The sequence below is a fragment of the Pseudomonas sp. FME51 genome, from assembly GCF_014897305.1.
Genome location: NZ_JABUYN010000032.1, coordinates 1 through 3,602, shown reverse-complemented (window position 1 = coordinate 3,602; position 3,602 = coordinate 1). Strand labels below are relative to the sequence as shown.

At 50.1% G+C, this 3,602-nt stretch carries 4 protein-coding genes and 1 pseudogene; 4 read left to right on the top strand and 1 reads right to left on the bottom strand.

All coding sequences use genetic code 11. The features are described 5' to 3' along the window. Positions 1 to 49: 49 nt before the first annotated feature. Positions 50 to 229: a hypothetical protein gene (locus INT39_RS22185; protein ID WP_193076138.1), complete on the bottom strand. Its 180-nt coding sequence runs from the start codon at positions 227 to 229 to the stop codon at positions 50 to 52. Positions 230 to 355: 126 nt separating this feature from the next. Between INT39_RS22185 and INT39_RS22180 the strand changes: the two genes are divergently transcribed. The 4 genes and pseudogenes from INT39_RS22180 to INT39_RS22750 form a co-directional block, all read left to right on the top strand. Continuing rightward, positions 356 to 1,483 carry a phage/plasmid replication protein gene (locus INT39_RS22180; RefSeq protein WP_193076137.1) on the top strand — a complete coding sequence of 376 codons (1,128 nt, stop codon included), beginning with the start codon at positions 356 to 358 and terminating at the stop codon, positions 1,481 to 1,483. 311 nt (positions 1,484 to 1,794) lie between these two features. Next, positions 1,795 to 2,079 carry a single-stranded DNA-binding protein gene (locus tag INT39_RS22175; protein WP_193076136.1) on the top strand — a complete coding sequence of 95 codons (285 nt, stop codon included), beginning with the start codon at positions 1,795 to 1,797 and terminating at the stop codon, positions 2,077 to 2,079. Between the two features lie 251 nt (positions 2,080 to 2,330). Then, positions 2,331 to 2,552, top strand: coding sequence for a hypothetical protein (locus tag INT39_RS22170; RefSeq protein WP_193076135.1), 222 nt, complete (start codon positions 2,331 to 2,333; stop codon positions 2,550 to 2,552). A gap of 560 nt (positions 2,553 to 3,112) precedes the next feature. Then, positions 3,113 to 3,602: pseudogene (locus INT39_RS22750) on the top strand (hypothetical protein); the annotation flags it as partial.

Genomic DNA, 3,602 nt, shown 5'->3' with positions numbered 1-3,602 from the left:
TTACACCCCCACTTTACCCCGGACTCCCGGGGTATTCTCGTTTTCTCGTCTACTTCTTGTGTTTAACCATTTCGGCGTAATCTTCCTCCGAAATCTCATCTAATCCTTTAAGAATCAACCACCTAAGCATTTCCGTTTCTTTTATAGAACGCTTGGTGCTGATGGTGGCTTTAACCGCCTCTTTTTCGACCTTTCTCCATGTCTCATCGTCAATGTGCTTTGTGGGCATGTCGTTCTCTCTTGCTTCGTTTGCTGCGGTCAATATACAGCTAATTACTAAGGTGCTTGACATTGAGATTCTAAGAAACTAAATTCCCCTCATTATCTAATTACTTAGAAAATGAGAAGCAACGGAATGTTTATCGACTGGTTATCAGTTTCACAGGAATACGATCACGACTTGCCCGTGGTCTGTGACGTGTACACGCTGACAATCGATAGCCATTCCCATGAGGTTTTGACCAGCCGTCAGCCGCGTTTCAAGCATGAGGGCAGCTTCTCCAGCTCGATCACTATCAGTGTTCAAGGTCGTAAGGTTCGTGTTGATGGCAACCCTAGCCGTATCAACCGCCTGGACAACCTGTTCGGCTTCAAGACAGTGGGTGAGTGCATCGCGGTTTACAACATGCTGCTTGCTGAATATGGATTGCCGCCGTTTACCCGCTGCACTCGTACTGAGCATCGGCAAACCGGCAATTCTTCCAGTCTCTGGGCCGATGGTTGCACCATCGAGCGGATCGACTTAACGACGAATGTGGCCGTAGGGGAGGGTAACGTTCTTGCCTATCTTCGAGGTTTGTCTACGCAGCGTATTGGCCATTCTGTTGGATATCTGTATCCCAACGGTCGCACCGTTGATTGGACTGCTGCTGGCAAGCGCAAGGGCGGCGTCCGCCTCCAGTACCGCAAGGCATATGACAAAGCCTTTGAGTTGGATCAGAACCTGATACCCAAGATGAAGCGGATGTTCGGTGATGAGTCGCCGGAATATACCTACGTTTGCCAAGTGCGCGATTACTGCGCAAAGCATGGCGTTGTACGGCAAGAGCAAGAGTTGAAAAGTGAATATTTGAGCAGGGAAGGGCTTAGGTTCTGGGGCCTTTTCGATGAGACGCGATACCAGACATTACATGATGAATTTTTGCGCACTGATGAAAAGTTACAGGTGACGGCTATGGACCTTCAAACAATTTCGGAAACATTGCTTGTTAATGGCATCGTTAAAAGTACTTACGCTGCAAACGTTACAGCAATGTATGCACTTAATTGGTATAGCGGCCAGAAATTCGACCTTACAAAAAGTGCTGTTCAAAGTCACCGTGCCAGATTGCGCCGCATCGGTATCGACATTGCAAACGTCTGTGACACTTCACGTTTCACACCGGTCATTGTTCGTCAGGCTCGGGAAGTTACCAAGACTTACGACTTGCCAATACCGTCCTGGTACCGCTCGCCGGTAGTTCCTTTGAGGGCTGTCGCATGATGATCGCAATTGTTGATCTGATCATTGTTACCTATGCCGGATTCTGCGCCATCTTGTATCTTGGCAATTGGGTTCGGTCATGAGAACCGTTAGTTTTCAAGGCACAAGTTTGACCAGGGCAGAACGCGCAAAGCTCGCTATTCAGCGCCGCCCAACAATGAATAACCAGCTTGTTGAGTCTGTGAATCAGGCTCTGCAAGTATCAGAGCAATCAAAGTCCGCCGGTGAGAAAACCCCGCGCTGGTGGGCAGTTGACAGAGTAGAGCGGGGCACTCCATTTTTTGGCGACATATTCTATTAAAGGTAACGTTATGAAACTGATCTTTGAAATTCACAGCACATTTGTAAACGAACGCACTGGAAAAAGTGCCCGTACCGGCAATGACTACAAGTTGCGCGAACAGGAAGCGTGGGTCCAGATCGGCGACGCTCCCTATCCGCAAAAAACCAAGGTCATGCTTGATGAGGGGCAGGCCGCATATGCACCCGGCAAGTACATGCTGCATGAGCGTTCTTTCTCGATCGGCAAGTATGATTCTCTCCAGTGCCAGCCGTTCCTTGTGCCTCTGGCCGCTCAAGTTCAAAAAACCGCTTGATTAAGTTCTGGGGTCTGTCATGTCAAAAGTTTTTCTAACCTGCGACTTAGCCAATTTATCGATTGTTAATGACGTCCCCGTTTGCACTCAATGGGAATACATGACGCCCATGTTCCCCATGTTTGAACTTCCCCAGGATGAGTTGCATTTGATCATGGGAGCTACAGCTACTTTTCTAGCAATCTGTTATGTCGGCCGCAGACTGCTGGCGTCTCTAAATTCGGCCGCAACATCTGAGTGAGGATTTACCCATGAAACCAATGAATGCTGTTCGTCGTTATGGTGCCCGTATTGGCGGTGCTGTTGCCGCTGTAGCTGTCATTTCACCCGCAGCCCACGCTGCCATCGACACAGCCGGTGTTATCAATGAGATCACCGGTGGCGGTGTCTCCGCTGGTGAGATCATCGGCGCGCTGCTGATCTTCGGTGCCATCATGCTGGTGGGCTTCACGCTCTATCGCCGGTTGCGTTAATAGTCTGGAACAGCGGCCCTTCGGGGCTGCTTTTCTTTGAGGGTCTGAAAATGTCGCTATACATCCTCGTTGTTTGGTTGATCGGTATGAACATCATTTTCACCTCATAAGGAACAGGTGTGATTATGCGGCGGATATTGTTTTTTACTTTGCTGTTTCTGTCATCGTTAGCCTATGGCAATGATGAAGGGAGTTGGCGTCTCCAGTTCAGTACGCCTGTAATTTTTTATGGTGACAGTCCCGAACAGGTTTGTGAAATGGCCGCTCAAAAATATGCTGATGAAGATCTTAACGGCCGCTCTTATTATATTGAATCGTGGGTTTTGCAGGGTGTGCCGAACCGGCCTTACCCTAACCTGCCAGCTTGTAGAATATTTGATGATCGACCTAGACTAAAAAAACAGTTTACTGTTTATCCTACATTCTCTTGTCCTGAAGGGCAGACTCTTGATGAATCAACTTGGAAGTGTTCCTTGGGCTGCTCTGCAACTGTCGGTGAAACCCTGTTAGTTCGCGGCCCAGACTCTCCCATATTCAATAGCAACGGCAAAAATTACGTCTTGGCATCTGCGAGTGATGTCGATGGCACTTGCACCTCCAGTTGCAGTTATGAATCTGCCTCCAGCTTCGCTGGCTCCTGCTATCTGGTCTCCGGCTCGACCGACACCGGTTACTGCAATTACATCGTCCAGGGTACTGGCGAATCTTGCTCCGGCTTTAACTTGACCCCCGGTGACATGTCTGGCGACCCGCTGAACGCTCCTGATCCGGGCGATGGTGGCGGTGGTGATGGCGATGGTGATGGCGATGACCCAGACGAACCAGACCCCTGTCATGGTGTTCCTGGGTACACATGGAACGGTTCCACCTGCGTTAGTGATGGCGGTGGTGACGGTGATGGTGGTGGTGATGGTGGTGGTGATGGTGGTGGTGATGGTGGTGGTGATGGTGGTGGTGATGGTGGTGGTGGTAATGGCGGTGGTGGTGGCGATGGTGGTGATGGTGGCGGTGATGGTGGTGATGGTGGCGGTGACGGTGGCGGTGGCGGTG